The sequence below is a fragment of the Thiothrix caldifontis genome (genome assembly GCF_900107695.1).
GTDB classification, from domain to species: Bacteria; Pseudomonadota; Gammaproteobacteria; order Thiotrichales; family Thiotrichaceae; genus Thiothrix; species Thiothrix caldifontis.
In genome coordinates this window covers 1-21,706 of record NZ_FNQP01000038.1, presented here as the reverse complement: position 1 = coordinate 21,706, position 21,706 = coordinate 1, and the positions used below count along the sequence as shown (strand labels likewise).

Sequence of the window (21,706 nt, the reverse complement as noted above, 5' to 3'; positions counted from 1 at the left end):
GGCAGGATTGCCCATCCAGCCAAACACCAAGCTGCGGATGAAGTTCGAGCCGCTGAGTTTGCGCTGGCGTTGAATGAAGCCGCTTTTTTTGCTAACGCGTCCGCTTTTTCATACAAGATGGCTTGCAATGCGGTGGCTACTTTTGTCAGTATCAATGCGCGGTCTCCTTGTCGAAGTCGATCTATTCGGTGTGCAAAACTAATAGCCTACCAGAGAGGGAGACCGCTTTCGCGGGTTAAAGTTGATGCGTATAGGGGGTAAATTGTTTATCGGACGGTGGGCTTGACGAGAAAAGGGAATGATCTTCGTAGGGGCGTATTACAGATGGCACTCTCCGCTAACAGCTCAAATACTCAGTACGAAAACGCGATACCTTGATCGCATCCGACCAATAATCCGCAGGCAACCCGGCCTTGCGCTTGAGTTGCCGCAGGAATTCCCGCTTGTTGGGCAGTGATTCCCACACGCTAGGCAAAAACACCCCGTGCAAACCGTCTTCCTCGATAATCAGGCCATCGACCTGTGGCTGGATTTTTGCCAGCAAATCGGCTTCACTGGTGAACCCCAGCGGTTCAGGCGGGCTAAGTACCGAAATGCTGATGTCCAGATGCGCCAATTCATCTGCCCGCACTGGTGAAAAACGTGAATCGCCAAAAGCGGCGGCATACGCCCGTTGCGCCACATCCTCCGCCAGCGGCTGGTATGCTGAAATCGTGCCAATACAACCCCGCAACTTCCCAGCCTTCTGTAAGGTAACGAAACTCGCCCGTTTTTCCCGCAATGCTGCTGGCAAATCCTTGAGCTTCACCGCACACGGCTTACCCTTTTCCAGACCACAGCGGATACTCTCGCGGGCAATTTGCAGCAATTGTTGCCGCTCTGCTTCAGTGTAAGACATAAGATGCATACCCCACTACCCGACGTTTATCCCCCGCCGTATCACCGGAATTGCACAGCGTCACCCGCTCCACCGTCATGCCTTTGTGCGCCGCCACCTGCAACAAACCGCGAATCCCGCCATAACCACAAGCATCCTGCGGGCCGATGCGTTCGCCGTGGAAGGTTTCGATATTGTGCGCCGTATCGCTGTCACGCTGTTTGGCACTGGCGTAATCCAGATAATGGCTGAGGTCGGAACTGATCACGACCAAGGTCTCATCCCCGCCCCACAAGGCTTCGAGCAGGCTGGCAGTCAGGCTTTCCGGCACATCACCGACCACGAAGGGAGCCAATGTAAAATCCCCCAGCACGCTTTGCAGAAAAGGCAATTGCACTTCCAGACTGTGTTCTTCGGCATGGGCATGGTCAAACGGCACAACACCTTCAAGCTGGAAGGCGCTAGCCATCAACTCACGATCCAGCGGAATCTTGCCCAAGGGCGTGACGAAATAATCTGCGGTAGAACCGGCAATGCCCTGGAAACCGACCCGGTGCGCAGGCCCCAGCAATACCACTTTGCTGATCGGCGTCTGACGGTTTTGCAAGCGGGCGTAAGCATCCGCCGCTGCCTGACCGGAGTAAATGTAACCTGCGTGAGGAACGATCAAGGCTTTCGGAGCAGTTCCGCTTGTGGTTGCCCGCATCAACATCTGTTCCAGCATCGAGCGCAGCGTTGCGCCATCACCCGGATAAAACATCCCCGCTACCGCAGCGGGACGGATGCGTTTTTTCTCCGGTTTCTTGCTTTCTATCATGGCAAGTCCTCCTGTTACGCCTATCCTTTAAGAATAGGATACTGTTAAGGGGGTAAAATGTTATGACAGAAGTCAATATAAACCACCCTACCCGCTACTGGCACAAGTTGGAAAACGGCAAAGTACAGTGCGATGTGTGTCCACGCCTTTGCACCTTGGAAGAAGGGCAGCGCGGCTTGTGTTTTGTCCGCGCCCGTGAAAACGACCAGATCGTCCTGACCACCTATGGGCGCTCCAGCGGTTTCTGCATTGACCCGATTGAAAAGAAACCGCTCAATCATTTCCTGCCCGGCACACCCGTGCTGTCATTCGGCACGGCGGGTTGCAACCTGACCTGCAAATTCTGCCAGAACTGGGACATGAGCAAATCACGGGAAATGGATACGTTGCAACAGGCCGCATCCCCCGCACAACTCGCTGAAGCAGCGGTGCAGACGGGTTGCCGTAGTGTTGCCTACACCTACAACGACCCGACCATCTTTCTGGAATACGCGGTTGATACCGCGATTGCCTGCCGTGAACGTGGCATTAAATCGGTAGCCGTGACTGCCGGTTACATCGAACCGGAACCCCGCGCTGAATTCTTCCACCACATGGATGCTGCCAATGTCGACCTGAAAGCCTTCACTGAACGCTTTTACTGGAAACTGACCGGCGCACACCTGCAAGCAGTGCTGGAAACGCTGGAATATATCCACCACGAAACCAATACCTGGCTGGAACTGACCACCTTGCTGATTCCGGGCGAAAACGATTCCGCCGCAGAAATCGAGGCCATGACCCAATGGGTAATGGAACATCTGGGGCCGGATGTACCGATGCATTTTTCGGCCTTTCATCCTGACTGGAAAATGCGCGATACGCCGCCAACGCCACCGGCCACCTTGGTTATGGCGCGGGATATTGCCCGTAAAAATGGCATCCGCCACGCTTATACTGGCAATGTGCATAATACCGAGGGCGACACCACTTTCTGCCACCAGTGTGGGGAAACGCTGATTGTGCGTGACTGGTATAATATTGTGCGCTGGAATATGGCGGCAAAGGGCACTTGCCCCACCTGCGGGGCAAGCTGTGCCGGGGTATTTGAAGACGCGCCCGGTGCGTGGGGAGCTAGGCGGTTGCCGATCAGAATTGCGTGAGGTAGCTTGCCCATGCTTGCCAGCCGCCTTCCAGATTGTAGACTTGGGTGTAACCGAAACCGCCCAGCAAGTGGCACAAGTCGCGGCTGCTGTTGCCGTGGTAGCAATAAACCAGCACGGGTTGCGCCTTGTTCCTGCCCCGGATCAGGCGGGCAATGTTAGTTTTACGACAAGTGATGCTAGGAAAGGGATGGATTGGCTGTCAACAGCCCTAATGCTACTGATAACGGATGCCGTTCCATCGGGGTGTTTGTAACACCTGCCGCAAGGCCATTATAATTGCACGTGACTCATAGTCCGTAGACTCATAGTCAACAAAAGCAAAAGATTACGTTTTCAAACTGTAAAACTTAATCATGCAGGACAAAGAGTTACTGACGTTTTTTGGTTCAAAAGTCCAGCAAATCAGAACACATAAAGGACTTAGCCAAGAAACCCTTGCTGAACTGACAGACCTTGATCGGACTTACATCAGTTCTATTGAGCGCGGAAGACGCAATGTTAGCCTGATCAATATTTACAGGCTCATAACAGCGTTGGATTGTCAGCCACATGAGCTTTTCCCGGTAAAAGGGGAAGCCTTATGAGCGGTATTGATGATGCATTCCAGCTCTATAAAGAACATATTTTCGACGAGAAGAAGCTTGAGTTGTTGAAGGTTCACAATCTCAAGGTGACTGGCTCGGTTCCGTCGGTCATGTGGGAGTTGTTCGGAGCGATATTAACGGGACGCTCCAGTACAGGCGTTACAGGTGCCGACTTGGCTGGATGGGAAATAAAGTCGGCGAAAATGGGCGCTTCATACGAGTATCAGTACCACCTCAATACAGGAGCACACAAACTGGATGAGGATGCACAGGTCAACCACCTGTTTTGTGCATACTCAGAAACCTACACCGATGTGGTGGTTATCGCGATGCAGGGGCAAGACCTTGCAAATTACTTCGACCAATGGAAGCTAGAGTATCAGCAAAACTACGATACATCGGTTCCCAGTACCCAACGCAGGCAACGTTTCCGCCGCAGTATCCCTGCCGGATTCGTAAAATCACAGGGCAGGCTGGTAATGAGAATACAAAATGGTGCCTTGGTTGAACGGAACGATACCGTTATAAATACATTGAACAGGTTGGCTTCATGATGATATTCGCCGAGTTTTTTGCTGGTGTTGGTCTGGTACGTGAAGGGTTAGCCAGTGATGGCTGGTCATGCGCTTGGGCCAATGACATAGCCCAAGACAAACGAGAAACTTACGCCGCAAATTTTGGTTCTGGTGATTTTGTTCTGGACGATATTTGGAACATTGCCAAGCAACCCGAGCAAATACCGGATAATGTTTTCCTGTATACCGCCTCTTTTCCTTGCACCGATCTGTCAGTAGCAGGCGACCGGGCAGGACTTGCCGGTGAGGAATCCGGCACCCTCAGGGCACTATTGCACATCCTTGCCCAAAAGAAGCAATCTCATACCCAGCCTGGCGTGGTTCTGCTTGAAAACGTCAAAGGCTTCCTCACCTCGCATAAAGGGAAAGACATCAGAAACACCGTCAAGACCCTGAATGCCTTGGGTTACACTGTCGATATTATTGAACTCGATGCCGTAGCCTTTACGCCTCAGAGCCGTCCAAGGGTATTTGTTATTGCCGTTGATAACACGTTGGCAATACAGGTTATGAGGATAAAGGACAAAAGAAATATCCTTGATACTTGGTGGAGTCATTTTCACCAAAGCCCACAACTGCGCTCCGCGAAGCTGCGAGACCTGATTCAGACTAACCCTGATCTGAATTGGGGTTTATTTGACATACCCACTCCTGAAAAAACCCTGCTTAGATTGCATAATATCGTCGAGGACATACCAGAAGATTCACCTTTATGGTGGGGCAGTGAAAAGCAGCAATACCTGTTCAATCAAATGAGTACAGGACACCAAGCGATTATCCGGGAAAAAATCCACGAACCGGGAGATTTCTACGGTACTGTCTACCGCCGGATGCGTAACGGTCAATCCATGGCAGAACTAAGGTCAGATGGTATTGCAGGTTGCCTGAGAACACCAAGGGGGGGATCAAGTAAGCAAATATTGGTTCGTGCAGGACAGGGAAACTGGAAAGCCCGGTTGATGACGCCACGGGAATATGCACGCCTACAGGGTGTCCGTGACAACTTTTGGATGCCGGAGAACGACAACAAAGGGTTTTTTGCCATGGGGGATGCTGTTTGCGTTCCGGTCATTCAGTACCTATCAAGGCATGTTCTAAAACCCACCTACGAAGTCTGGCAGCACACTCAGCAAACATACAACAAACAAAGGACTGCTTAAATCATGTCTCAGTAGTCCTAATTATCTACTCATCATCTGCACTATCACCCCGATAATTCTTCAACCGCTGCTGCTGGCTGACACCGAGAATCTTCGACAACCACGGCGGCGGTGATGTGACCATCGCCGTCTGCAATGCCTGCAACACGGCTTCGGCTTCCCCGCCCTCCGGCTTCTTGATCGGGTAGATGCCGGTATGGATGACCTTGGCGGCAGCCGGGCCACCAATGGACACCATGTAGGCAATGGGGCAATCCTTAATCAGAGTGGCACGAAAGGAGTTACGGTCATCCGCAATATCAGCCTCGATGCTGGAACGCACATCCACCAGACGGATCGCTTGCGGTGACACCTGATAAACCAGATAGCGCAGGCAAGAACCGAAATGCCCGTCCAGCATAGTGCCATTGTTGGACGAAATCGCCACGCGGATCGAATCCGGCAACTCGTCAGCATAGGTCGGCGCAACGGGAATATTGCCCTCTTCGCCGGTTTCACCCCAGAGGATACGTACCGCCAGTTTCATCGCATCCAGACCGATGCCGATGTCTTCGCCATCCTCCTCACCATCAACGCTACCCAAGCCGGTTTTCAGGTGGGTAACGGTAATGCGCGACAAGGCTTCCGTCGTCAGGGGGCTGCCCAGACGCTCCATCAATACGCCAATCAGGTCAGTGATATTAATGCCCGGTAAGGCACGGCTGGCGAGAGCGATACGCAGGGCGGTTTCACGGTCAAGGTTTAAGGCACTCACAGGCATGGCTCCGTTGTCAGGGTGGCATAACAGGAATCGCGGTAGCTTGCCCATGCCTGCCAGCCGCCTTCCAGATTGTAGACTTGGGTGTAACCGAAACCGCCCAGCAAGCGGCACAGGTCGCGGCTGCTGTTGCCGTGGTAGCAATAGACCAGCACCGGCTGCGCCTTGTTCCTGCCCCGGATCAGACGGGCAATGTTCGCCTCGTCAGCGGGTTTGGCATTCGGCAAATGCCCTTGGGCAAAGCTGTGCGCATCGCGGGTATCCAGCACTACCACGTCGGCTTGTTCCAGCAATTCAGGCACTTGCTCTGCCAATAGCGATTCATAACTCATGGTCAAACTTCTTCTTCCAACATTTACCCGATAATGGTGGGTTCTGTTGCAAGGTGTGTGCCATTTCTCAAGGCATTGATTTTAAAATGACTTTAATCTTGGGCGTTGTTGGATTTGCGACAAGTGCAATTTGTAACACCAAATATTCCCGGTTCAGCGGTTTGTTGCTACACTCAAACCATATTGTATTACGGTATGACACCATGACTATTTCTGTACGTCTTCCACCGGAAGAACAACACATGCTGGAAGTGCTGGCGCGACGTGTGGGGCGCAGCAAAAGTGACCTGATGCGGCAGGCAGTACGGGAGCTTTGCCAACGTTTAGCGGCGGATAACCGCACACCTTACAGCCTGGGGCAAGATTTGTTTGGGACGGGTAGCCTAGCGCCTGCACCCAGTGACCCCATGAAACGCCAGATTTGGGAGAAGCTGCGTGCCAAACACCGCCGCATGGGTTGATACGGGCTTTCTGGTTGCCCTGTTTGCCAAAGAAGACCCGCATCATCAATCAGCGAATGCGTTTTTGAAGCAGTTGGGAAGAATCGAGTTGCACTCCATTTGGCCGGTAGTGGTTGAAGCCTGCTTCTTCCTTGACATCCGGGGCAAGCTCGCCCTGCTTCAGTGGATCGAGCGCGGCGCAATGACACTCCACGATCTCAGCCCGCAAGACCTGCCAATGGTGCGTAAAACCTTGGAGAAATACCAAAATCTTGAGCCGGATTTTACCGACGCAGTGCTGGTAACGCTGGCGAGCATACTCAAAGTCCGGCACATACTGACCGTGGACGAACGGGATTTCTCGGTGTACCGCCTTGCTGATGGCAGTTGTTTTGAACGGTTGTGGGTTTAGTGGCAGGTTAGGAATAGCGGGATATTTCCGGCTGTTGCTATAGTCTAGGTTTCACCACAAAACGATGGATTAAAACACGCAAAATGGACATCCAAACCTTGCAACAACGCATCCGCTTGGGGGAAGACTCCACGCTGGAACTCAAGCAAATCGTGCCGCATCCTGACGGTTTGTCTGACGAACTCGCGGCGTTCGCCAATGCTAACGGCGGTACGCTGGTGTTGGGCGTGGATGACAAAACGCTGACGGCTACGGGCATTCCAGCGGAACAGATGGAAACGCTGAAATCGTGGTTGCGGGGCATTGTTAACGACCGCATTACCCCGCCACTGGAAATCCTCACCGAGAACGTTGAACTGCCTAATGCTGCGGGCGAACTGGTTACGGTTATTGTGGTGAGTGTGCCGCGTAGCTTGTGGATACATGAAAGTGCGAATGGGTATTTTCGGCGGGTTGCTGATAGCAAACGCAAGCTGACCCCGGATGTATTGGCGCGTCTGTTCCAACAACGTAGCCAAGCACGCTTAATCCGCTTTGAAGAACAGGCTGTCGCTGATACGTCGCTGGATGATGCTGATGCATTGTTGTTGCGGCGTTTTCTGCGCCAGCATGAAGGCGATGAGCGCAAACAATTACGCCGTTTGCACCTGCTAGCTGATTTGGAGGGGCAAGAATGCCTGTCTATTGCGGGTGTGTTGTTGTGTACTGAAAAGCCGGTGAATTGGTTGCCATCGGCATACATTCAGGCAGTGGCTTACAGCGGTGTCAACAATGACCCCAACGAACAACTGGATGCCAAGGATTTTGATGGCCCACTGGATCGGCAACTGTGGGATGCGTTCGACTTTGTGCGCCTGAATATGAAAGTACCAGCGCGTAAAGAATTCGGGCGGGTCGATTATCCGCAATACAGCCTGCGTGCAGTGTTTGAAGCACTCGTTAATGCCATCGTTCACCGTGATTACTCGATTTGGGGCGGGCGCATCCGCTTGCACATGTTTGCAGACCGGCTGGAACTCTATTCACCGGGCGCATTGCCCAACTCCATGACGGTGGAATCCATGCAGGCTATGTCCTTGCCGCGCAATGACGTACTTTCCAGCTTATTTTCCCGTTACTACCCAGTGCGCGATAGCGGGTTGGGTCGCGAATACCTGATGGATCGGCGCGGTTCTGGGGTGGATGTGATCTTGGCGGAAAGTGAGCGGCTATCGGGGAGAAAGCCGCTTATTGAAATGATTGCGGATATGGAGTTGCGGGTAACGATTTATGCCGCATTATTATCGCATAAAAAGCAGCATGATTTAATAAACTAATCAATTAATCTGAACATTGACAGGTCATAGGCTTGCATAGCGGATGATTCCACAATCTCACCCTCTGCTGTGTATTGCAGTGTATGCAGATGTACACGATGTAAAAACCTCCCCTCAATATTGATAATACGCTGATCTTTGATGCGTCTGGATAGTTCTTGTGCAATGTATTGTGCGAGAGAATCTTGTTGCCCAGTGCCTTTACCACCTAATGGTTTACCAATTTGATCAAATTCAAGTTCGTGTTGTTTCCGAAATTCAATAGCAATTTGGTAGGGTGTTAGAAACGGACGACCAAAATGGTGTTCTGGATTATGTGACTCGACATTCAAAATAGTGACGATTTTACTCTCAATTTGATACTGTTCCCAAAGTGACATGATTTAAGCTCCATGATATAGGTTATTAATGAGCCTAGAGCATACTTGATGATGCTTCAGAATGGCAATGCTCATTAACTAATCAAACAACCCCTCCGCCCGAATCATCCCCTTAAACCCCTTCATCACCGGGCGGGAAATCATCGTTTCCGCCAACACCCGTTTTTCATACACAAATTCCCGAATCTCGTCATCCTCATGGGAATGTCGGGCAGTTTCAATCAGCGCATGAATATCCTCCCCCAAGATCACGCCGGGGCAGCCTTTCACCTCGTCGTACAGCAACGCCATGACGATTTTTTCCTCCGCATCCATCTTGCACTTGCCGTCGAGGATTTTGAGCATGACGGCGGTGGCGCAATCGACATGGGCGGGCGAGAGCGGATGTTCCAGCACCCACTGGCGCACATGCGCGGCATTCACGACACCACCCCGGCAGGCTTGCGCAGGTAATCGAACAAGGAATCTTCAATCGCTTCATAGGCGTAATCGGCGACTGCCTGCACACCAATCGCGGCGAGTTTTTCAATCGGCCCATCGCCGATTTTGGCGACGAACACCGCTTCGCAATCCTTGATGGTTTCGAGGATTTTCGCCATCGCGGTTTTGCTGGAATGGTTGCCGAGGCAGTAGTGTTCGACTTCGCGTTTTTCCAGCAGCGTGCAAGTGTCAGCGGTGGCGGCGTAAATCCAGAACTGTTTGGCGTGCCCAAAGTGTTCGTTGATGCTGATGCCGTCTTTGGTCGCCACCGCGAGTTGTCGGGTTTCAGTCATGTGTCAGCTCCAAGCCACGGAACATACTGCACCGCTTGAACACTGCCAGCGTCGGCGGCACGGCTTTGTGGTGGCAGTATTTGGCGACTAGTTTCGCCAAGCCCTTGATGTCGCGCCCGCTGTCATCCGGGAACAGTTCCGCAAGCTGGTGGATCAGGTCGGTATCAATCGCCAGCCCGAACTGTTCGGTCATCACGCGCCAGATTTTGCGGCGGTCGTCGCGTCCGGGCGGATGGTATTTAATCAGGGCAATGCAGCGAGAAATGATGGCTTCGTCGATGTCGTCCACCCGGTTGGTGGTGAGGAACAGCAGGCCGTTGAAGTATTCCAGCACCCGCAAAAACACCCCGACCACGGCATTGGCGGCGATATTGTCCTGACGGCGTTTGATGTACACATCGGCTTCGTCGATCAGCATGACCGCGCCCCAGCGTTGCGCCCGCGTCAGGGTGTTTTTCAGCGCGGTTTCCATTTCCGCCACGTTCAGGCCGAGTTGCCCGGAATGCACCCGGTAGAGCGGGCGTTTGATGATTTCGGAATAGACTTCGGCGGTGAGGGTCTTGCCTACCCCCGGTGGCCCGGCGCACAGCACGGTCGTGCCGCCGGATTTGCCTTCCACGATGTCGTCCATCAGCACGTCCATTTCGGCGGTGAGGATGTCGATCAGGTCGGTCTGTTCGGGCGGCAGGATCAGCTTGTCCTTGAGTTCGGGCTGGTAGACGTAGGGTTGCATGTCATCGACGTGTACCCACAAATGGTGGTGCAGTTCGAGGTGGAAGGCAAGGATGTAGCCATGCACCGGCAATTCGGTGAACAGCCCGTGCGGAATGTCGGTTTGCAAGGCTTCGGTGGCATTTTCGACCTTGCTGTTGTAGTTGTTGCTGCGCCCTGCCTTGCGCAAGTATTTGCCGAGAATATCACCGGAAGCATCCAGCGTCAGCACCCGTTCCTTGATGATTTCTTCGTCGTTGACCAGCCGCGCCCAGCCACCGCCGGAGGACAGCACCACCACGTTTTTGCGTGCCCAGTCGGTATTGCGGTGGGTGGCGGTGGGGTCTTCGGCGACAATGCCTGTGCCGCGCCCGGAGAACTGCCGCCCGTAATCGGCACGCCACGCAAAATAACGCTCGGCGGAGTGGTCGTAAGCCGCGATCAGTTCCGGGGTTTCCTTGAAGAAGCCTTTGGCGGCGAGCATTTCGGGGATGGTTTGCCCAATCATGTCGCGTTCGCGGATCATCAGGTTGACGGTAGCAACTTTCGCCATGCTGTTGGCTTTGAGGTCAAGCAGGATGCGCCCGGCTTCTTCTTCGCCCGGTGGGGTGTAATCAATCCGCGCCAGCAAAAATGCCAGCGGTTTGCCTGCATTATTGGCCTTGAACAACCAACCCCGGATGCCGTCGCGGATCAGGAATTCGGTAATGTCGGGCACGAGGCGTTCCAGTTCACCTTCCTGATAGCGTTTGCCGCCGCCGTGCAGGGCGCGTTGCAAGGTGGCAAGCTGGGCAGCCCGCCCTTGCATGGCAGCACCCGCCGCTGCGTACAGGCTATGCAGGAAAGTGAGTTGCGGCGCGGAGAGCTGCTGGCAAGGCCACTCAGCTTTGTTGCCGAATTTGAGTTGCTCCTGCAACGGCGCAAGCTCAGGAAATTCGCGGACAATGGCTTCGACGTAAGGGCGTTCGATCTGGAGTTTCATGCCGATTCCTCCTCCAGTGACACCGCCAACGCCCGCACCACATCCGCCCCGATCACATCGGTCGGGTCAAGGCGGCGCAAGTGATCGAGAATACCACTCGCTCCCTTGAGGTTATCTTGCCGCAGCCGGATAAACGCCAGGGCTTTCAAACTGTAAAGGTATGCCCGCCCCGGCGAATCAGGTTCCGCCCAATCCGCCGCCGCCTCTACCTTGCTCCAGTCATAGTGGAAACCGCCCTGTTTGGCGGCTTTGTGCAAGGACTGGAATACGATGTCCTCCGCCTTGCTGGTGTGACCGTTGTAGAAATACAGCTTGTACAGCGCGGTATAAACCGGCAATTGCTCAGGTGCTTCGCGTTGCGCCTGCAATAGCAGCGTTTCGGCGTGGGCAAAGTTGTCGGTGCTGCCAGCCGCTGCCTGCAACAGCGCGTTGATGGGGGCGGGGATGTCCTTGCCGAAAATGACCCGTTCCTGCATCAAGGTGGTTACGTTCATCTATTGCGCATCCCATAACTGCTTGAAACGCGAATCCAGCGCAGAAAGTGCCTTGTCCACGGCTTCCAGCTCACGGAAACCTTGGCGGGCAGGCATAGAACCTGCCCCCATCGCCTGCTTGAGTTGTTCGCGGCGGGCAAAGGTGGCGGCGATACGCGCCCGCAAATCATCCATTTCTTCGGCTTCCGTCATCGTCTCTTCATTCCCCCAACGCAGGCAATAAACGCGGGTCGCCCTTGATGTCGTCATCCTTGCCCCACACCGTCACCGCCTCCACAAACCACTTGCGCTTGGTCGGGTGCGGCTGCAACACATCGTATTCGGCAAAGAACGTGCCGTCCGCATGGAACAGTAGCGAACCCGTTTTGTAGCCACTGGTGGGGTGCATCCACACCCCCAGCAGCGAATCCAGCCCCGAAAACGTGTCGCGTTGCAGGCTGTATTGCACATGGCTACCCAGTGTCACCTCGGCACGTTCCGGCGGGAAACCCAGTTTGAGGATTTGCCGGTTCAACTCCGCGCAAATGTTGGCGGCTTGCGGCGCGGTGGCACTGATCTTGTCTGCCAGACTGTCGTTCATGGTTAGCCCCAATGCTCAGCAGGCATCAGCAAACTTTCCACCGGCTTGCCACCGACCAAATGCTGGTCAATTACCGTAGGAATATCAGCCTGCGTAATGCCGCGATACATCACCCCTTCCGGGTACACCAACACGCTGACACCCTGATTACACGGCCCCATGCAGCCGGTGGACGTGACCTGCACCTTGTTGAACAGCCCGCGCTGATCCAGTTCCATGCTGAACGCGGCAAACACCGAAAAGGCGTCCCGGTCTGCCCCGCACGAACCGCGCGGATGCCCCTGCGGGCGTTGCTGGGTACAAATGAATACGTGTTTCTCTGGCTTCGCCATTACTTACTCCTTGTTGCACTATTCGTCATCATTATTGCGGTCACGCCGCTCCACCGTCTCCGGGTCAGCCGTAATCGGGCGGTAAATCTCCACCCGATCGCCATCCGCCACTTTGGTATCCAGCTTGCTGATCTTGCCGAAAATCCCCACCGCCTGATTCTCCAGATCAATGTCGGGGAACTGCTTGAGCAAGCCGGAAAACTCAATCGCTTCCTTGATGGTGCTGCCATCCGGCACTTCCAGCTTCAACCAGGTTTGCTTGAATTTGTCCGCGTAAGCGATTCCCACGTTCATGCAGCACCCCCTGCTGTCAACGGTGTCACAGCCGCTTTGGCCTTGCGTTCGCGGGCTACATCGGCACGTTTATCCAAAATGCGTTTCCCCGCCAGCAGGAAACCCAACGCCATAAACCCACCCGGCGGCAAGATCATCAGCAAAAAGCCCTTGTAATCGGGGATAATGGTAAGTTCCATAAAGGAAAACGCCTTTCCCAGCAATAACGACGCACTGGCAAACAATGTGCCGCTACCCAGCACTTCGCGCACCCCGCCGAGAATCACCAAGGCCAGCGTGAAACCCAGCCCCATCATCAGCCCGTCAAACACCGCCGGAATCGGCGAATTCTTGGACGCAAACGACTCTGCCCGCCCCAGAATCGCACAGTTGACCACGATCAGAGCGATGAACAAGCCCAATACCTTGTACAACTCATGCACCCAGGCATTCAGTGCCATATCCACCAGCGTCACCAATGTGGCAATCAGCACAATGTAAACCGGAATCCGCACTGCTGGACTGACCCACTGGCGGATCAAGGACACCAGCAAATTCGACATCACCAACACCGCCGTACTTGCCAGCCCCATACCCAAACCGTTGGTGGCAGAACTGGTCACGGCGAGTACCGGGCACAGTGCCAGCCCTTGTGCAAACACCACGTTGTTGTCCCACAACCCGTCCTTGGCAATGCGTTTGTAATCGCTCATGGTTTCACCTCCAACATCTCGGCTTTGTGTGCTGCAAAGAATTGCAATGCTGCGTGCAGGCTTTTTACCACCGCACGCGGGGTAATGGTTGCGCCACTGAACTGGTCAAATTGCCCACCGTCCTTTTTCACCTTCCACTGGTCTTCGGGCGGATTGCCCAGTGAGAGTCCAGTGAATTTGGTAATCCAGTCATCCTTGGCTGCTTCAATCTTGTCGCCCAGCCCCGGTGTTTCCTTGTGTGATAACACCCGCGTGCCAAGAATTTTGCCTTCCGGGTCGAGTGCGATGATGGTGCGAATTTCGCCCGCATAGCCAAAGCCGACGGTTTCCCACACCAGCGCGGTGACGTTGCCCGCTTTTGTGCCTTGATAAACTTTGACCTCTTTGCCATCCGTCCCCGTCAGCAGCAGCGGTTTAGCGACCATATTGTTATCGTGCAAATCATCCGGCACGACTTGCGCCAGCGATTGTTGCAGGTCTTCCATCTTGCGCTGCGCAATCGGTTCGCGGGTGGCGTTATCCACGCCCAGCAGCAGCGCGGCAGCAATCGCCGCGCACGCACCCAGTAAAATCGCCTGATAGGGAATGCGTTCCAGCAGCGGGGTTTTGGCTTCAGTCGTCATTATTTGTTCTCCCCACTGGCATAGTTGAGGGGTTCGCCCTTGCGGTCACGCCCGTAAATGCGCGGGCGGAAATAGTGGTCGATCAGCGGGGTAACGGCATTCATCAGCAATACCGCGAACGCCATCCCTTCCGGGTAGCCTGCCCAGGTGCGGATCACGTACACCAGCAGCCCACAGCCCGCGCCGAAAATCAGTTGCCCGGTCGCTGACACTGGTGACGTGACCAAATCGGTGGCAATGAAGAATGCGCCCAGCAAGGTAGCCCCCGCCAGCAAATGCACCTCCACACTGGGGTAAACGTTGGGGTTAATGGCGTGCATGACCCCCGCCAACAGCAACAATGTGCCGAGCAGCGACACCGGAATGTGCCAGGTAATAATGCGTTTCCACAACAGGAACAAGCCGCCAAGTAACAGCAATACCGCCGAGGTTTCGCCCATGCTGCCGCCGATCATCCCCAAGCCCATATCGCTGACACTCGGCAAACTGTCCGTGAAGCTCGACAAGGTATGCCCCTGCCCGGTTTCAGTACGGATATGCCCCAAAGTCGTTGCGCCACTCACGCCATCGACCGTCACCCACGTGGTCATTTCCAGTGGGAAGGAAATCAGCAACGCCACCCGCGCCACCATTGCCGGATTGAACAGGTTTTGCCCGATGCCGCCAAACACTTGCTTGCCAATAATGATCGCAAGGAATGCGCCCAACAGCCCAATCCACCAGGGTGCAGTCGGTGGCAAACTCATTGCCAGCAACCAGCCGGTGAGGATCGCCGAACCGTCGCTGAGGTATTTGCCTACGGGCTTGCCCATGATTTTCAGTGCCATCGCCTCCGCCAGCACGCAACCGAGGATGGTAATCAGGAACAGACTGATGGCAGGCAAACCGAACAGGTACAAACCGAAAATGGTCGCAGGGGCAAGTGCCACCATCACCAGCAACATGGTGCTGTGGACGCTTTTGCCGGAATGGGTGTGCGGGCTGGAAATCAACAGGCTCATGCGCTGGCCTCCTGTGCGGTTTTAGCAGCGGCAGCCGCTGCCGCAGCTTTCTTGGCGGCGGCTTCGCGCTTGCGGCGTTCCATCATTTCTTTCTTGGCACGTTCTTGGGCTGCCATGCGTTCATTGCGCTGTTCAATCAGGCGTTTGGTTTCGTCCTGCTTGTGCTTGGCACGTTGGCGGCTGGCAAGTTCACCCTTGGCATAGTTGAAATATTGCACCAGCGGAATGTGCGCGGGGCAAACGTAGGAACACGAACCGCAAGCGATGCAATCCATCAGCCCCAGTTTGGTGACGGCATCGAGGTTGCCAGCGCGGGCATTGGCTGCCATTTCCAGCGGCAACAGCCCGCACGGGCAGGCTTGCACGCAACTGGCGCAGCGGATGCAGGGCGATTCCTGATTTTCGGATACTTCTTTGGCGGTGAGGGCGAGGATGCCGTTGCAACCTTTCACCGTAGGCACACGAGTATCGGGCAACACATTGCCCATCATTGGACCACCGCTGATTAAGCGGGTGGGTTCTTCCCTGAACCCTTGGCAGTAGTCAATCACGTCCTGTACTTTTGTGCCGAGCAAGACCCGCAGGTTGCGTGGTTGCTGGATTGCCCCGCCGGAAACGGTCATGACACGCGACACCAGCGGTTTGCCTTCGCACAGGGCATCGCGCACTGCCAGCGCAGTTGCCGGGTTATGCACCACGATACCGATGTCGGCGGTCAAGCCACGCGCTGGTGTTTCCAGCCCGGTAAGGGTTTGCACCAGATGCTTTTCCGACCCCATCGGGTAGCGCATCGGCAAACCAACCACTTGGATATTGGGGAAAGCAGTGGCGGCTTCGCGCATCGCGGCTTGTGCTTGCGGCTTGTTGTTTTCGATGCCGATGATGATGTTTTCAACCCCCAGCGCGTAAGCCATGACGCGGATGCCGTCGATGACGTTGGCGGAATATTCGCGCATGATGCGGTCATCGCAGGTCAGGTAGGGTTCGCATTCCGCGCCGTTGATGACCAACGTGTGCAGTGAGTAACGGTTGCGCAGATTGAGTTTGACGGCGGAGGGGAAGGTTGCGCCGCCCATGCCGACGATTCCGGCAGCGGCGACGCGAGTGGCGATTTCGGCGGGGTCGAGCGCGAACGGGTCAGCGGGTGGGAAAAGTTCCACCCATTCATCCTTGCCATCCGGTTGCAGGGTGATGGTGTGTACCGACAGACCGGAGGCGTGGTGTGCGGGATAATGCCCAACCCCGACCACGCGCCCGGAGGTGGGGGCATGGATGGGGGCGGAAATCATCCCTTGGCTGTTGGCGAGTAATTGCCCCTTGAGGACGTGATCGCCGCGCTTGACCGCCGGTTTCGCCGCCGCGCCAATGTGCTGCTGCAAGGGAATGTGCAACAGGCTGGGCATCGGCAGGTCTTCGATGGCTTTGTCCGCACTCAGGGTCTTGCAATCGTGCGGGTGTACACCACCACGGATGCGGAATAGTTTCATGCTGCAACTCCTGTCATCATCGGACTCGGCCAATACCACGTCTGCACCGTATGCGTCAGCGGGCGCATTTCAATACATTCCGTCGGGCAAACCTCAAAGCACTTCTCACAGCCGGTGCAAGCATCCGCAAACACCGCATGAATCTGCTTGGAACTGCCCAAAATCGCGTCCGTTGGGCAACGCTTAAAGCACTTGGTGCAACCGATGCACAAGTTTTCATGCACATACGCAATCATCGGCCCTTTGTCTGCTACCCCGGAAAGGTCAACACTCACCCCCAGTTTCGCCGCCAAGGTTTCCGCCAACGCCTTACCACCGGGCGGGCAAGCAGTCACCGGGGCTGCACCATTCGCAATCGCCTCCGCCGCCGGACTGCAACCGGGAAAGCCACATTGCCCACACTGCGAACCGGGCAACAGTGATTCAATTTCTTCCTGTAACGGATTGCCTTCCACCTTGAAATACTGGCCTGCCAGCCCTAACAACCCGCCCAGCAACAACCCCAAGGTCATCAGAATCAAAATCGCAGTCATGCTCTTTCTCCCTTTCCTATTGGCTTGCCAGCCCCGCAAAGCCCATGAAGGCCAGCGACAGCAACCCGGCAACAATGAACGCAATCGGCAGCCCGCCAAACGCCGCTGGCACTTGCGCCAACGCCAACCGTTCGCGCAAACCCGCAAAAATCACCAGCACCAAGGTAAACCCTACCGCCGACCCAAACCCATACAACAAGGTTTGCAGGAAACTGTGCTGTTCTTGCACATTCAGCAGCGCCACGCCCAGTACCGCGCAATTGGTGGTAATCAGCGGCAAGAAAATCCCCAACACCTGATACAACGCAGGCGACACTTTCTTAATCACCATCTCGGTAAACTGCACCGTCGCCGCAATCACCAGAATGAACGACAGGATGCGCAGGAAACCCAGATCAAACGGCTGCAACACCCAATGTTCCAGCATCCAGCCCGCCACCGAAGCCAGCGTCAGTACGAAGGTGGTCGCCATGCCCATGCCAATCGCCGAATCAATCTGCTTGGAAACCCCCATGAACGGGCAAAGCCCCAGAAACTTGACCAACACCACGTTGTTCACCAGTACCGTACCGAGCAAGATCATGAAATATTCCATTGCGCATTCCCTGAGAATCATCTGTGGCAAAGGCAATGCAGGGAGCGTGCCAGCCGCTGCAAGCCTTGCGTGGCGTGGGTTTGGGGCGGATTTTGCGGGGTGGGGTTTGTAACAAAGTTGGGGAATTGTCGGGTTTGCGACAACGTAGGGTGGGTGGAGCGAACGTGATACCCACCATTTACCATGCATTGTAGGGCTGGCACGCCTATTGCAGTGCAATAAGCAAAGCAACCGTGGAAACCGTTATGCACAAGCCAAGCACTTCATTCGCCGAACACTACGCCGACATTTCGCACATTGCCGGATTCGAGCATGTGACCCCCGGCTTATCGCTGCAAGCCATCCTCGAAACCGTGGAGCAAGCGCCCGTTGCGATTTCCATCACCGACACCCGCGCCAATATCCTCTACGTGAACAGCGCGTTTGAGGAATTAACCGGCTATTCCCGCGATGAGATTTGCGGGCAAAACGAATCGGTACTGTCCTGCAAAACCACTCCGCTGGAAATTTACCGCACGTTATGGCGCACCATCCAAAGCGGCAAAGAATGGCGCGGCACGCTGATCAACCGCAACAAAGCGGGCGAACGCTACCTCGCCGAAGTCACCATTGCGCCCGTGCTGGATGCCCAGCGCAATATCACCAACTTCCTCGGAATGCACCGCGATATTTCGGTCATTCACAATCTGGAACAGCAACTCAAACACCAAAAAATCCTCTCCGACACCATTTTCGACCTCGCCCCGGCCATCGTGGTATTGCTCGACAGCAACCGTAATATCTTGATGGATAACAAAGCCTATAAACGCCTCAAAATCGAATTCGGTACAATCGAACCCGTCCACCTATTCCTCGACGCGCTTAAAGATCGCCTGCCCTCACTTGACGGTGAAACCTTCGACAACTTCCACGACGTGCAAGTCCGTTTCGACGCACCCAATGGCAACGAATGCTGGTTCACCCTCTCCGGCATCCACGTCGAAGAACTCGACGATGCTGCCAAAAATTATTTCGCCCTAAGCAACAGCGGCGGGCATTATTTGTTGCTGGTTGCCACCGACATCACCACCCGCAAAGCTGAGCTGGAACGCGCCCGCATCCAACACCTCAAAGTGCAAATGGCGGAACAAGAACTCACCAGCAGCATCCGCGAAACCTTGGCAGGCGCGATTTTCCAACTGGAAACCCCGCTCAATGTGATCCAGGCCGCGCTGGTGATGCCGCCCTCTTCCACCGAAGCCTTGTACCCGGTGCTGCAACAGGTGCTGGAATCGTCCTACCGCGCTATCAATGCGATGCGCATGGCAATCCCCAGAGCCGAACACGGCACGTATTCCTTGGTCAATATCAATCAGGTGCTCAAAGACTTACTGATTATTGCGACTGACCGGATGCTCTCAGAAGGCGTGGTCGTCGACTGGCAACCTGAACCCGTACTACCCACCATCATGGGCAACGAAGCCTCATTGCGGCGCATGTTCAACTACCTGCTTGACAATGCCCTACTCGCGCTGCACGAAGCGGGGCGCGTGTACCGCGAATTGCGCATTCACACCCGTTTGCACGACGACAGCATTAGTGTGGAAATCACCGACAACGGCATTGGCATTCCCCCAGCGCAACGCTTAAAAGTGTTTGAACCCTTCCACAGCGGCTGGAAACGCGGCAACGGCAATGTCGGTATGGGCTTGTGTATGGCGCAAGAAATCGTCAACAACCACAATGGCAGCATCAGCATCGACCCCGATTACCCCAACGGTTGCCGTATCCGTGTCAACTTGCCCCTCAAAGCCAGCAACGGGGGGATGGAATGAGCCACGACAATGCGCAATTGCAACAAACCCTCAACTTGCTGGAAGACGAACTTGCCTGTATTTACGCCGTCAGCAAGGTGTTAAGCCGCTCCCTCAACCTCAAGGAAACCTTGCGCGAAGTGTTGCGCGTCCTGCACGAAGAAGGCCAGCTCGAACACGGCATGGTCAGCCTGCTAGATGGTGACAGCGGTGATTTGCTGCTGCTGGAATTGCACCGTGCCGACAAACTTACCGTGGAAAACGTGCGCTACCGTGCAGGCGAAGGCATTATGGGGCTGGCGATTGAAATGGATAAGCCGCTGATTATCCGCAAACTTGCCGACGAACCACGATTTCTCGACAAACTCGGCGTATACAACCCGGTGTTGCCGCTGATTGCCGTGCCGATCCGCGCCCGTGGCGATGAAATCGTCGGCGTATTAGCCGCACAACCGCCCGCCGAACTGCATTTGCTGGGCGAACGCCGCCGTTTCCTCGAAATGATCGGCAACCTGATCGGGCAAAATGTAGTCCTTGCCAACGAAGTTGCCAGCGACAAGCAGGAACTGCAAAAGGAACGCGACTCGCTGCGCCGCAAGGTTAAGGGCGAATCCGGTTTTGCCAACCTGATTGGGCATACCCGCGTCATGCAAGTGGTGTTCGACCAAGCGCGGCAAGTCGCCAAGTGGAACACTACCGTACTCATTCGCGGCGAATCCGGGACGGGTAAAGAGCTGATTGCCAACGCCATCCACTACCATTCACCCCGTGCCAACAATGCTTTCATTAAACTCAACTGTGCCGCTTTACCGGACAACTTGCTCGAATCCGAACTGTTCGGGCACGAAAAAGGCGCATTTACCGGCGCGGTCAGCCAGCGCAAAGGGCGTTTCGAGCAAGCGGACGGTGGCACGTTGTTTCTGGATGAAATCGGCGAAATCACCCCCGCGTTCCAGGCCAAATTGTTGCGGGTATTGCAGGAAGGCGAATTCGAGCGCGTCGGCGGCAGTAAAACCCTGAACGTGGATGTGCGCGTCATCGCCGCCACCAACCGTAATCTGGAACAGGAAGTGCGGGCGGGTGAATTCCGTGAAGACTTGTATTACCGCCTCAACGTGATGCCCATCATTATGCCGCCGTTGCGTGAACGGCTGGAAGACATCCCCGACCTTGCCCGCTTTCTGGTCAACAAGATCAGTAATAAGCAAGGGCGAGCACTGGATATTGGGGACGGCGCGATTCGTGCGCTCATGCACCACGGCTGGCCGGGTAATGTGCGTGAATTGGAAAATTGCATGGAACGTGCCGCGATTCTTAGCACCGACGGGCATATTGACCAGCAGGTTATTCGTATGACGGGATTGGATAGCCCTATGCCCGTATCAAGCACAACAGCATCCTCCCCTCATGCAAAGCCGAAGGTTGATTTGGATGCGCCGGATTTGGACGAACGCGAGCGCGTGATTGCCGCACTGGAAGAAGCCGGTTGGGTGCAAGCCAAGGCGGCACGATTGTTGAACATGACACCACGGCAAATTGCTTACCGGATTCAGATACTGAATATTCAGGTGCGGCAGATTTAATCACCGGGCATGGACGCCAACTTTTATGTGGCACGTTTTTTGAATAAACCCATATAAACACGCCATTTGTAGGAAAGCCCCCATGACGGCCATCCCCAATACCATGTCCCTGTTGCAAACACATTATGCCTATCTCATGCAGCACCGCCGTGGCGAAACCAATGACCATCTGCTGGCAACGATGTACGCCTCCGCGCTATGCGGACAAGGCGCAATGCCGCTCTACCTCGGATTACCGCTGGAGATTTTCCGCAGCATGATGGCATACCATTTCCCAACCCTATACGCATCAACTTTAACCCGCGAAAGCGGTCTCCCTCTCTGGTAGGCTATTAGTTTTGCACACCGAATAGATCGACTTCGACAAGGAGACCGCGCATTGATACTGACAAAAGTAGCCACCGCATTGCAAGCCATCTTGTATGAAAAAGCGGACGC

General features: G+C 54.9%; 31 protein-coding genes. 11 read left to right on the top strand and 20 right to left on the bottom strand.

Features of this window, described 5'->3' with window-relative positions; genetic code table 11:
- Positions 1 to 337 precede the first annotated feature (337 nt).
- A complete protein-coding gene (gene amrA, locus BLV87_RS18085) occupies positions 338 to 898 on the bottom strand; it encodes an AmmeMemoRadiSam system protein A (RefSeq protein WP_093070963.1) in 561 nt (186 codons plus the stop codon).
- Positions 885 to 1,694 carry an AmmeMemoRadiSam system protein B gene (gene amrB, locus BLV87_RS18080; RefSeq protein WP_093070962.1) on the bottom strand — a complete coding sequence of 270 codons (810 nt, stop codon included), beginning with the start codon at positions 1,692 to 1,694 and terminating at the stop codon, positions 885 to 887. Before amrB ends, amrA begins: the two co-directional genes overlap by 14 nt.
- A 62-nt stretch (positions 1,695 to 1,756) precedes the next feature.
- On the opposite strand from amrB, the gene amrS reads away from it, so the two are divergent.
- Positions 1,757 to 2,836, top strand: coding sequence for an AmmeMemoRadiSam system radical SAM enzyme (amrS, locus tag BLV87_RS18075; protein WP_093070960.1), 1,080 nt, complete (start codon positions 1,757 to 1,759; stop codon positions 2,834 to 2,836).
- On the opposite strand, the gene BLV87_RS19580 is transcribed toward amrS, so the two are convergent.
- Positions 2,823 to 2,981 (bottom strand): rhodanese-like domain-containing protein, encoded by a 159-nt coding sequence (locus tag BLV87_RS19580; protein ID WP_281241362.1) that lies wholly within the window; start codon positions 2,979 to 2,981, stop codon positions 2,823 to 2,825. The genes amrS and BLV87_RS19580 overlap by 14 nt on opposite strands.
- A 211-nt stretch (positions 2,982 to 3,192) precedes the next feature.
- Here BLV87_RS19580 and BLV87_RS18065 point away from each other — a divergent pair, with 211 nt between their 5' ends.
- The 3 genes from BLV87_RS18065 to BLV87_RS18055 are packed head-to-tail and all read left to right on the top strand — an operon-like array spanning position 3,193 to position 5,158.
- A complete protein-coding gene (locus BLV87_RS18065) occupies positions 3,193 to 3,423 on the top strand; it encodes a helix-turn-helix domain-containing protein (protein WP_093070957.1) in 231 nt (76 codons plus the stop codon).
- Positions 3,420 to 3,977 carry a hypothetical protein gene (locus BLV87_RS18060; RefSeq protein ID WP_093070955.1) on the top strand — a complete coding sequence of 186 codons (558 nt, stop codon included), beginning with the start codon at positions 3,420 to 3,422 and terminating at the stop codon, positions 3,975 to 3,977. Before BLV87_RS18065 ends, BLV87_RS18060 begins: the two co-directional genes overlap by 4 nt.
- On the top strand, positions 3,974 to 5,158 hold the full coding sequence (locus tag BLV87_RS18055; RefSeq protein ID WP_217630032.1) for a DNA cytosine methyltransferase: 1,185 nt from the start codon (positions 3,974 to 3,976) through the stop codon (positions 5,156 to 5,158). Before BLV87_RS18060 ends, BLV87_RS18055 begins: the two co-directional genes overlap by 4 nt.
- A gap of 25 nt (positions 5,159 to 5,183) precedes the next feature.
- On the opposite strand, the gene BLV87_RS18050 is transcribed toward BLV87_RS18055, so the two are convergent.
- Both BLV87_RS18050 and BLV87_RS18045 read right to left on the bottom strand, forming a co-directional pair.
- Positions 5,184 to 5,912, bottom strand: coding sequence for a dinitrogenase iron-molybdenum cofactor biosynthesis protein (locus BLV87_RS18050; RefSeq protein WP_217630031.1), 729 nt, complete (start codon positions 5,910 to 5,912; stop codon positions 5,184 to 5,186).
- Positions 5,909 to 6,247 carry a rhodanese-like domain-containing protein gene (locus BLV87_RS18045; protein ID WP_093070952.1) on the bottom strand — a complete coding sequence of 113 codons (339 nt, stop codon included), beginning with the start codon at positions 6,245 to 6,247 and terminating at the stop codon, positions 5,909 to 5,911. The genes BLV87_RS18050 and BLV87_RS18045 overlap by 4 nt, the downstream gene beginning before the upstream one ends.
- A 203-nt stretch (positions 6,248 to 6,450) precedes the next feature.
- Between BLV87_RS18045 and BLV87_RS18040 the strand changes: the two genes are divergently transcribed.
- The 3 genes from BLV87_RS18040 (at position 6,451) to BLV87_RS18030 (ending at position 8,415) form a co-directional block, all read left to right on the top strand.
- Complete coding sequence (locus tag BLV87_RS18040) at positions 6,451 to 6,708, top strand: ribbon-helix-helix protein, CopG family (RefSeq protein WP_175518053.1); 258 nt, start codon at positions 6,451 to 6,453, stop codon at positions 6,706 to 6,708.
- A complete protein-coding gene (locus tag BLV87_RS18035; protein WP_093070948.1) occupies positions 6,683 to 7,099 on the top strand; it encodes a type II toxin-antitoxin system VapC family toxin in 417 nt (138 codons plus the stop codon). The genes BLV87_RS18040 and BLV87_RS18035 overlap by 26 nt, the downstream gene beginning before the upstream one ends.
- An 83-nt stretch (positions 7,100 to 7,182) precedes the next feature.
- The gene (locus tag BLV87_RS18030; protein WP_093070947.1) at positions 7,183 to 8,415 is read left to right on the top strand and encodes an ATP-binding protein; all 1,233 of its coding nucleotides are present in this window, start codon (positions 7,183 to 7,185) and stop codon (positions 8,413 to 8,415) included.
- Here BLV87_RS18030 and BLV87_RS18025 read toward each other — a convergent pair.
- From BLV87_RS18025 to rsxA, 15 genes are all read right to left on the bottom strand, one after another.
- Entirely contained in the window at positions 8,412 to 8,795 is a 384-nt protein-coding gene (locus BLV87_RS18025) for a hypothetical protein (RefSeq protein WP_093070945.1), read from the bottom strand. The genes BLV87_RS18030 and BLV87_RS18025 overlap by 4 nt on opposite strands.
- A 78-nt stretch (positions 8,796 to 8,873) precedes the next feature.
- Positions 8,874 to 9,218 carry a hypothetical protein gene (locus BLV87_RS18020; RefSeq protein ID WP_093070943.1) on the bottom strand — a complete coding sequence of 115 codons (345 nt, stop codon included), beginning with the start codon at positions 9,216 to 9,218 and terminating at the stop codon, positions 8,874 to 8,876.
- Positions 9,215 to 9,568: a NifB/NifX family molybdenum-iron cluster-binding protein gene (locus tag BLV87_RS18015; RefSeq protein WP_093070942.1), complete on the bottom strand. Its 354-nt coding sequence runs from the start codon at positions 9,566 to 9,568 to the stop codon at positions 9,215 to 9,217. The genes BLV87_RS18020 and BLV87_RS18015 overlap by 4 nt, the downstream gene beginning before the upstream one ends.
- On the bottom strand, positions 9,561 to 11,261 hold the full coding sequence (locus BLV87_RS18010; protein WP_093070940.1) for an AAA family ATPase: 1,701 nt from the start codon (positions 11,259 to 11,261) through the stop codon (positions 9,561 to 9,563). The genes BLV87_RS18015 and BLV87_RS18010 overlap by 8 nt, the downstream gene beginning before the upstream one ends.
- Positions 11,258 to 11,755 carry a hypothetical protein gene (locus tag BLV87_RS18005; RefSeq protein ID WP_093070938.1) on the bottom strand — a complete coding sequence of 166 codons (498 nt, stop codon included), beginning with the start codon at positions 11,753 to 11,755 and terminating at the stop codon, positions 11,258 to 11,260. The genes BLV87_RS18010 and BLV87_RS18005 overlap by 4 nt, the downstream gene beginning before the upstream one ends.
- Positions 11,756 to 11,947: a hypothetical protein gene (locus tag BLV87_RS18000; RefSeq protein ID WP_093070937.1), complete on the bottom strand. Its 192-nt coding sequence runs from the start codon at positions 11,945 to 11,947 to the stop codon at positions 11,756 to 11,758.
- A 7-nt stretch (positions 11,948 to 11,954) separates the two neighbouring features.
- Positions 11,955 to 12,335: a hypothetical protein gene (locus tag BLV87_RS17995; RefSeq protein ID WP_093070935.1), complete on the bottom strand. Its 381-nt coding sequence runs from the start codon at positions 12,333 to 12,335 to the stop codon at positions 11,955 to 11,957.
- Positions 12,336 to 12,337: 2 nt separating this feature from the next.
- Positions 12,338 to 12,667, bottom strand: a complete 330-nt coding sequence (locus BLV87_RS17990) for a (2Fe-2S) ferredoxin domain-containing protein (protein ID WP_093070933.1) — start codon at positions 12,665 to 12,667, stop codon at positions 12,338 to 12,340.
- Between the two features lie 18 nt (positions 12,668 to 12,685).
- Positions 12,686 to 12,961: an RnfH family protein gene (locus tag BLV87_RS17985; protein WP_093070931.1), complete on the bottom strand. Its 276-nt coding sequence runs from the start codon at positions 12,959 to 12,961 to the stop codon at positions 12,686 to 12,688.
- Positions 12,958 to 13,653, bottom strand: coding sequence for an electron transport complex subunit E (locus BLV87_RS17980; protein ID WP_093070930.1), 696 nt, complete (start codon positions 13,651 to 13,653; stop codon positions 12,958 to 12,960). The genes BLV87_RS17985 and BLV87_RS17980 overlap by 4 nt, the downstream gene beginning before the upstream one ends.
- Positions 13,650 to 14,276, bottom strand: coding sequence for an electron transport complex subunit RsxG (gene rsxG / locus BLV87_RS17975; RefSeq protein WP_093070928.1), 627 nt, complete (start codon positions 14,274 to 14,276; stop codon positions 13,650 to 13,652). The genes BLV87_RS17980 and rsxG overlap by 4 nt, the downstream gene beginning before the upstream one ends.
- The gene (locus BLV87_RS17970) at positions 14,276 to 15,277 is read right to left on the bottom strand and encodes an RnfABCDGE type electron transport complex subunit D (protein ID WP_093070926.1); all 1,002 of its coding nucleotides are present in this window, start codon (positions 15,275 to 15,277) and stop codon (positions 14,276 to 14,278) included. Before BLV87_RS17970 ends, rsxG begins: the two co-directional genes overlap by 1 nt.
- The gene (gene rsxC / locus BLV87_RS17965; RefSeq protein WP_093070925.1) at positions 15,274 to 16,764 is read right to left on the bottom strand and encodes an electron transport complex subunit RsxC; all 1,491 of its coding nucleotides are present in this window, start codon (positions 16,762 to 16,764) and stop codon (positions 15,274 to 15,276) included. The genes BLV87_RS17970 and rsxC overlap by 4 nt, the downstream gene beginning before the upstream one ends.
- Positions 16,761 to 17,297 carry an electron transport complex subunit RsxB gene (rsxB, locus tag BLV87_RS17960; RefSeq protein ID WP_093070923.1) on the bottom strand — a complete coding sequence of 179 codons (537 nt, stop codon included), beginning with the start codon at positions 17,295 to 17,297 and terminating at the stop codon, positions 16,761 to 16,763. Before rsxB ends, rsxC begins: the two co-directional genes overlap by 4 nt.
- A 16-nt stretch (positions 17,298 to 17,313) precedes the next feature.
- The gene (gene rsxA, locus BLV87_RS17955) at positions 17,314 to 17,892 is read right to left on the bottom strand and encodes an electron transport complex subunit RsxA (protein ID WP_202715917.1); all 579 of its coding nucleotides are present in this window, start codon (positions 17,890 to 17,892) and stop codon (positions 17,314 to 17,316) included.
- On the opposite strand from rsxA, the gene BLV87_RS20010 reads away from it, so the two are divergent.
- The 4 genes from BLV87_RS20010 (at position 17,879) to BLV87_RS17940 (ending at position 21,596) form a co-directional block, all read left to right on the top strand.
- A complete protein-coding gene (locus tag BLV87_RS20010; protein WP_281241359.1) occupies positions 17,879 to 18,004 on the top strand; it encodes a hypothetical protein in 126 nt (41 codons plus the stop codon). The two genes, rsxA and BLV87_RS20010, sit on opposite strands and share 14 nt — an antisense overlap.
- A 133-nt stretch (positions 18,005 to 18,137) precedes the next feature.
- Entirely contained in the window at positions 18,138 to 19,706 is a 1,569-nt protein-coding gene (gene nifL, locus BLV87_RS17950) for a nitrogen fixation negative regulator NifL (RefSeq protein ID WP_093070919.1), read from the top strand.
- A complete protein-coding gene (gene nifA / locus BLV87_RS17945) occupies positions 19,703 to 21,268 on the top strand; it encodes a nif-specific transcriptional activator NifA (RefSeq protein ID WP_093070917.1) in 1,566 nt (521 codons plus the stop codon). Before nifL ends, nifA begins: the two co-directional genes overlap by 4 nt.
- A gap of 82 nt (positions 21,269 to 21,350) precedes the next feature.
- Entirely contained in the window at positions 21,351 to 21,596 is a 246-nt protein-coding gene (locus BLV87_RS17940) for a hypothetical protein (RefSeq protein WP_175518051.1), read from the top strand.
- Positions 21,597 to 21,706: the final 110 nt, after the last annotated feature.

Excerpts from the sequence above, each read along its gene's own strand:
- amrA (WP_093070963.1), bottom strand. The coding sequence starts at position 898 with ATGTCTTACACTGAAGCAGAGCGGCAACAATTGCTGCAAATTGCCCGC.
- amrB (WP_093070962.1), bottom strand. The coding sequence starts at position 1,694 with ATGATAGAAAGCAAGAAACCGGAGAAAAAACGCATCCGTCCCGCTGCG.
- amrS (WP_093070960.1), top strand. The coding sequence starts at position 1,757 with ATGACAGAAGTCAATATAAACCACCCTACCCGCTACTGGCACAAGTTG.
- BLV87_RS18065 (WP_093070957.1), top strand. The coding sequence starts at position 3,193 with ATGCAGGACAAAGAGTTACTGACGTTTTTTGGTTCAAAAGTCCAGCAA.
- BLV87_RS18060 (WP_093070955.1), top strand. The coding sequence starts at position 3,420 with ATGAGCGGTATTGATGATGCATTCCAGCTCTATAAAGAACATATTTTC.
- BLV87_RS18055 (WP_217630032.1), top strand. The coding sequence starts at position 3,974 with ATGATGATATTCGCCGAGTTTTTTGCTGGTGTTGGTCTGGTACGTGAA.
- BLV87_RS18045 (WP_093070952.1), bottom strand. The coding sequence starts at position 6,247 with ATGAGTTATGAATCGCTATTGGCAGAGCAAGTGCCTGAATTGCTGGAA.
- BLV87_RS18040 (WP_175518053.1), top strand. The coding sequence starts at position 6,451 with ATGACTATTTCTGTACGTCTTCCACCGGAAGAACAACACATGCTGGAA.
- BLV87_RS18030 (WP_093070947.1), top strand. The coding sequence starts at position 7,183 with ATGGACATCCAAACCTTGCAACAACGCATCCGCTTGGGGGAAGACTCC.
- BLV87_RS18025 (WP_093070945.1), bottom strand. The coding sequence starts at position 8,795 with ATGTCACTTTGGGAACAGTATCAAATTGAGAGTAAAATCGTCACTATT.
- BLV87_RS18015 (WP_093070942.1), bottom strand. The coding sequence starts at position 9,568 with ATGACTGAAACCCGACAACTCGCGGTGGCGACCAAAGACGGCATCAGC.
- BLV87_RS18010 (WP_093070940.1), bottom strand. The coding sequence starts at position 11,261 with ATGAAACTCCAGATCGAACGCCCTTACGTCGAAGCCATTGTCCGCGAA.
- BLV87_RS18005 (WP_093070938.1), bottom strand. The coding sequence starts at position 11,755 with ATGAACGTAACCACCTTGATGCAGGAACGGGTCATTTTCGGCAAGGAC.
- BLV87_RS18000 (WP_093070937.1), bottom strand. The coding sequence starts at position 11,947 with ATGACGGAAGCCGAAGAAATGGATGATTTGCGGGCGCGTATCGCCGCC.
- BLV87_RS17995 (WP_093070935.1), bottom strand. The coding sequence starts at position 12,335 with ATGAACGACAGTCTGGCAGACAAGATCAGTGCCACCGCGCCGCAAGCC.
- BLV87_RS17990 (WP_093070933.1), bottom strand. The coding sequence starts at position 12,667 with ATGGCGAAGCCAGAGAAACACGTATTCATTTGTACCCAGCAACGCCCG.
- BLV87_RS17985 (WP_093070931.1), bottom strand. The coding sequence starts at position 12,961 with ATGAACGTGGGAATCGCTTACGCGGACAAATTCAAGCAAACCTGGTTG.
- BLV87_RS17980 (WP_093070930.1), bottom strand. The coding sequence starts at position 13,653 with ATGAGCGATTACAAACGCATTGCCAAGGACGGGTTGTGGGACAACAAC.
- rsxG (WP_093070928.1), bottom strand. The coding sequence starts at position 14,276 with ATGACGACTGAAGCCAAAACCCCGCTGCTGGAACGCATTCCCTATCAG.
- BLV87_RS17970 (WP_093070926.1), bottom strand. The coding sequence starts at position 15,277 with ATGAGCCTGTTGATTTCCAGCCCGCACACCCATTCCGGCAAAAGCGTC.
- rsxC (WP_093070925.1), bottom strand. The coding sequence starts at position 16,764 with ATGAAACTATTCCGCATCCGTGGTGGTGTACACCCGCACGATTGCAAG.
- rsxB (WP_093070923.1), bottom strand. The coding sequence starts at position 17,297 with ATGACTGCGATTTTGATTCTGATGACCTTGGGGTTGTTGCTGGGCGGG.
- BLV87_RS20010 (WP_281241359.1), top strand. The coding sequence starts at position 17,879 with ATGAAATATTCCATTGCGCATTCCCTGAGAATCATCTGTGGCAAAGGC.
- rsxA (WP_202715917.1), bottom strand. The coding sequence starts at position 17,892 with ATGGAATATTTCATGATCTTGCTCGGTACGGTACTGGTGAACAACGTG.
- nifL (WP_093070919.1), top strand. The coding sequence starts at position 18,138 with ATGCACAAGCCAAGCACTTCATTCGCCGAACACTACGCCGACATTTCG.
- nifA (WP_093070917.1), top strand. The coding sequence starts at position 19,703 with ATGAGCCACGACAATGCGCAATTGCAACAAACCCTCAACTTGCTGGAA.
- BLV87_RS17940 (WP_175518051.1), top strand. The coding sequence starts at position 21,351 with ATGACGGCCATCCCCAATACCATGTCCCTGTTGCAAACACATTATGCC.